A 4,429-nucleotide genomic window follows, 5' to 3' on the forward strand; every position below is an offset into this window, starting at 1 on the left:
ACGACGAGCGCGACGACGGCGCCGATGCCGAGCCCGAGGATGGTCTCGCTGCCCTTCTGGAGCAGCGGCCTGCCGTCCCAGTGCACCTTCTTGAGGCCGACGGCGCAGACCAGGGCGACGGCGGGAATGGTCAGGGCGGGGAGGAACAGCCACCCGCCGAACCGGTCGGCGCTCTTCCGGCGTCGCTCGGCCTCCCCCTCGGGCCTGGCGCCGCGTCCGGTCCGGCCGAAGCCCGCCAGGCAGATCATGACGAGGACGGCGGCGCCGAGCGGTTCGGGGGGCGCGCTGCCGTCCGCCACCCAGGTCGCGTAGCCGAAACCGAGGCCGAGCAGGCCCCAGAAGGCGGCGCTGCCGCGGCGCTTGGGGTTGGTGCGGTCGGTGAGCATCTGGGCGGCCATCAGCAGGAAGAGGCCGCCGACGAGCCAGAAGAACCATTCCGCCTTGATCATCGGCCGGCCTCCCGTCCGGCGCCGGGACGGGCCTCCGAGGGGTCCGGGGGTGGCGGCGCGTCGGCGACGACGGGGGCCGCGAGCAGCGTCCGGTCCAGCCGCAGCAGCCGCCAGCCGTGCACGGCCAGGGCGCAGACGGCCGTCGGGATCGCCCAGAGCGCGAGGTCCAGCGGCTCCAGCCGGGTGTGGTACGTGGTGTTGACGAACCCGGTGATGAGCAGGATCGAGCCCACGGCCAGGAAGACGTCCTCGCCGAAGAAGAAGCCGACGTTGTCGGCGCTCGCGGCGAAGGAGCGTATCCGCTCACGGACTTTCGCGGGCAGCGGCCCACCGTGCCGCCGCTCGGCGGCCCCCTCGGCCATGGGCGCGGCCAGCGGGAGCACGGTCTGCGCGTGCCCGAAGGCGCCGGCCAGGCCGATCGCGGCGGTGACCTGGCGGAGCAGCAGGTAGAGCGCGAGGAAGCGGCCGGTGGTGAGCCCGGCGAAGCGGGCGATCAGCCGGCGGGCCTGGATCTGCAGCCCGTGGCGCTCCAGCAGGCCGATGACGGGCAGGGTCACCGCGAAGATCGTCACGCCTCGGCTGGAGGCGAAGCCGGTGCCGAAGGCCGCCAGCACTTCGCGCGGCGAGAGGCCGCCGAGCAGGCCGGTGGCGATGCCGGCGACGCCGACCACCAGCAGGGGGTTGCGCCGGGTGGCGAATCCGGCCACGACCACGAGGACGCCCAGGAGTACGAGCATGGGCCCCGCCTTCCGTTTGCTTCGCGCGTCTGCCGCGCGGATGTCGTTTCGCAGGGGTCGAGCCCCGCCCGGTCCCCGCTCACGGGGAGCTCAACGGGAGAAAGCGTGAACCGACTTGCCGAGGAGGCTAAGATGTTGTTCAACAATCCTCAAGGGTTCTCGCGCGGCCTCCACCACTTTCACCACCGGACCGCGCCGCTCCCCGCCCAAGAGCACACACCGGTCACCCTCTCCCCGGGAGACGTCATGGCCCGTTCCACCGCGCAGCGCGTCTCCACCGTGCTCCGCGACCGCATCGAAGGCGGCGTCCTGCCGCCCGGCACCCAGCTCTCGGAGGAGGCCCTCGGCCAGGACCTCGGCGTCTCGCGCAACACCCTGCGCGAGGCGTTCCGCCTCCTCGTCCACGACAACCTCGTCGAACACCAGCTGAACCGGGGCGTGTTCGTCCGCTCGCCCGGCCCCGCGGACGTGGCCGACATCTACCGGCTGCGGGCCGCGCTGGAGCTCGCCGGGGTCCGCGCCGCCGACGAGGCCCCGCGCGCCCTGCGCGAGGCCGTCACCACCGCCGTGGCGGAGGCCGAGTGGGCGGCCGACGACGGCGACTGGCCCGCGGTCGCCACCGCCGACCTGCGCTTCCACCGCGCCCTGGCCGCGCTCAGCGGCAGCCCGCGGATCGACGCCACGATGGACCGGCTGCTCGCCGAACTCCGGCTCGCCTTCCACGCGATGCCCTCGCCCCGCGGCTTCCACCAGCCGTTCCTGATCCGCAACCGCACCATCGAGCGGTTCCTCGCCGACGGGCGGACCGACCGCGCCGAGGCCGAACTGACCGCCTATCTGGACGACGCCCGGCAGCTCATCGTCGACACGATGCTGGAGAACCGCCCATGACGCACCCGGCCCTTCCTCTCGACCTCAACGCCGACCTCGGCGAGGGCTTCGGCCGCTGGCACCTGACCGACGACGAGGCCCTGCTCTCCGTCGTCACCAGCGCCAACGTCGCCTGCGGCTTCCACGCGGGCGACCCCTCCACCATGCGGCGCGTCTGCGAACAGGCCGTCGCCCGCGGCGTCCGGATCGGCGCCCAGGTCTCGTACCGGGACCTGGCCGGCTTCGGCCGCCGCGCCATGGACGTACCGCCGGACGAGCTCGCCGACGAGATCACCTATCAGGTGGGCGCGCTGCGGGTGTTCGCCCGTGCGGCCGGGGCCGACGTCGCCTACGTGAAGCCGCACGGCGCGCTCTACAACCGCGCGGTCGCCGACGCGGACCAGGCGGGCGCCGTGGTGGCGGGCGTGCTCCGGGCGGGCGGCCGGCTGCCCGTCCTGGGCCTGCCCGGGTCCCGGCTGCTCGCGGCGGCCGAGGAGGCCGGACTCCCCGCCGTCGCCGAGGCGTTCGCCGACCGCGCGTACACCGCCGCCGGCACGCTCGTCCCGCGCCGGGAGGAGGGCGCGGTCGTCACCGACGAGGAGGCCGTCGTCGCCCGCTCCGTCCGGCTGGCCCGGGACGCCGCCGTCACCGCGCTCACCGGCGAGGAGGTCGCCGTCCGGGCCCGCTCGCTCTGCCTGCACGGCGACACGCCCGGCGCGGCGGCACTGGCCCGAAGAGTGCGGGCGGCGCTGGAGACGGCGGGCGTCCGGCTGGAGGCGTTCGCGTGAGCGACTCCCGGGACGACGCCCCGCGCCCGCTGCGCGTCGGGCGGCGCGCGCTGCTCGTCGAGGTCGCCGACACCGCCGCCGCCCAGGCCCTGCACGCCGAACTCCTGCGCCGCCGCGAGGCCGGGACCCTCCCGCCGGTCACCGAGATCGTCCCCGCCGCGCGCACGGTCCTGCTCGACGGCCTCGACGATCCGGGCGCCCTCGCGGCCGACCTCGCCGGCTGGACCGTGCCGCCGCTGCCGCCCGCCGACGGCGAGCCCGTCGTGATCCCGGTGCGGTACGACGGCGAGGACCTCGCCGAGGTGGCCGCCCTCTGGGGCGTCCCCGAGGCGGAGGTGCCACGCGTCCACTCCTCGCTCGACTTCCGGGTCGCCTTCTGCGGCTTCGCCCCCGGCTTCGGCTATCTGACCGGCCTGCCGCCGGAGTTGCACGTGCCGCGCCGGGCCACCCCGCGCACCGCCGTCCCCGCCGGCTCGGTCGCGCTGGCCGGCCCGTACACCGGCGTCTACCCACGCTCCTCCCCCGGCGGCTGGCTGCTCGTCGGCCGGACGGACGCGGTGATGTGGGACCCGGGCCGCGAACCGGCCGCGCTGCTCGCCCCCGGCACCCGGGTCCGCTTCGAGGTGGCCCGATGACCGCCCTGACGGTCGTCCGCCCCGGAGCCCTGACGACCGTCCAGGACCTCGGCCGGCCAGGCCACGCCCACCTCGGCGTCCCCCGCTCCGGCGCCCTCGACGCCCCCGCGCACCGGCTCGCCGACCGGCTGGTCGGCAACCCCGAAACGTACGCGACCCTGGAGACGACGGTGGACGGCTGTGCCGTGCGCGTCGACACGGCCGTCACGTTCGCGGTCACCGGAGCCCCCTGCGCGGTGCGGGCGGACGGCCGGCCGGTCGCCTGGGGCGCTCCCGTACGTGTCCCGGCGGGCACGGTCGTCGACGTGGGCCGGGCCCGCGCGGGCCTGCGCTCCTACCTCGCCTTCGCGGGCGGCGTGGCCGTCCCCCCGGTCCTCGGCAGCCGCTCCCGCGACCTGCTCTCCGGCCTCGGCCCCCAACCGCTGACCGACGGCGCGGTCCTCCCGCTCGGCACCCCCTGCGGCCCGCCCGCCACCGTGGACGCGGCCCCCTGCCCCGCGCCCCCCTCCGACGCGCTGGTCCTGCCCCTCGTCCCAGGCCCGCGCGCCGACTGGTTCGCCCCCACGGCCCTGGACGCCCTGGCCCGCGGCGCCTACCGGGTCTCCCCCGCGAGCAACCGCATCGGCCTGCGCACCGACGGCCCCGCCCTGGAACGCTCCGTTCCGGGCGAACTCCCCTCCGAGGGCATGGTCCTCGGCGCCGTCCAGGTCCCCCCGGACGGCCGCCCGGTCGTCTTCCTCGCCGACCACCCGACGACGGGCGGCTACCCGGTCATCGGCGTCGTCCCCGAACCGGCCCTGACGGCGGCGGCCCAGGCGGTACCGGGGACACGGGTCCGCTTCGCGGTGGTACGCGCACCCTCCAGCCCGTCCGGCGTTTGAGGACTTCGCGGCGCAGCCGCGATGCGGGGTCCGGGGCGTAGCCCCGGAAGAAACGGTGAAAGGGAGGGG

At 76.2% G+C, this 4,429-nt stretch carries 6 protein-coding genes; 4 read left to right on the forward strand and 2 right to left on the reverse strand.

The features are described 5' to 3' along the window. Both JNW98_RS34625 and JNW98_RS34630 read right to left on the reverse strand, forming a co-directional pair. The coding region (locus JNW98_RS34625; protein ID WP_223772249.1) for a 5-oxoproline transporter, DUF979 family subunit at positions 1-449 on the reverse strand (449 nt) is incomplete at its 3' end. Beyond that, positions 446-1,186 (reverse strand): DUF969 domain-containing protein, encoded by a 741-nt coding sequence (locus tag JNW98_RS34630; protein WP_223772250.1) that lies wholly within the window; start codon positions 1,184-1,186, stop codon positions 446-448. The genes JNW98_RS34625 and JNW98_RS34630, both read right to left, overlap by 4 nt. A 246-nt stretch (positions 1,187-1,432) precedes the next feature. Between JNW98_RS34630 and JNW98_RS36420 the strand changes: the two genes are divergently transcribed. Genes JNW98_RS36420 through JNW98_RS34660 form a run of 4 tightly spaced genes read left to right on the forward strand, consistent with a single transcriptional unit; the run spans position 1,433 to position 4,360 of the window. After that, positions 1,433-2,077 (forward strand): GntR family transcriptional regulator, encoded by a 645-nt coding sequence (locus JNW98_RS36420; protein ID WP_263421520.1) that lies wholly within the window; start codon positions 1,433-1,435, stop codon positions 2,075-2,077. Beyond that, on the forward strand, positions 2,074-2,844 hold the full coding sequence (locus tag JNW98_RS34650) for a LamB/YcsF family protein (RefSeq protein WP_223772254.1): 771 nt from the start codon (positions 2,074-2,076) through the stop codon (positions 2,842-2,844). The genes JNW98_RS36420 and JNW98_RS34650 overlap by 4 nt, the downstream gene beginning before the upstream one ends. Then, positions 2,841-3,479 carry a 5-oxoprolinase subunit B family protein gene (locus JNW98_RS34655; protein ID WP_223772251.1) on the forward strand — a complete coding sequence of 213 codons (639 nt, stop codon included), beginning with the start codon at positions 2,841-2,843 and terminating at the stop codon, positions 3,477-3,479. The genes JNW98_RS34650 and JNW98_RS34655 overlap by 4 nt, the downstream gene beginning before the upstream one ends. Next, positions 3,476-4,360 (forward strand): 5-oxoprolinase subunit C family protein, encoded by an 885-nt coding sequence (locus tag JNW98_RS34660; protein WP_223772252.1) that lies wholly within the window; start codon positions 3,476-3,478, stop codon positions 4,358-4,360. The genes JNW98_RS34655 and JNW98_RS34660 overlap by 4 nt, the downstream gene beginning before the upstream one ends. Positions 4,361-4,429 lie beyond the last annotated feature (69 nt).

Origin of the sequence: Streptomyces huiliensis (assembly GCF_020037025.1) — a bacterium.
Taxonomy (GTDB): Bacteria; Actinomycetota; Actinomycetes; order Streptomycetales; family Streptomycetaceae; genus Streptomyces; species Streptomyces huiliensis.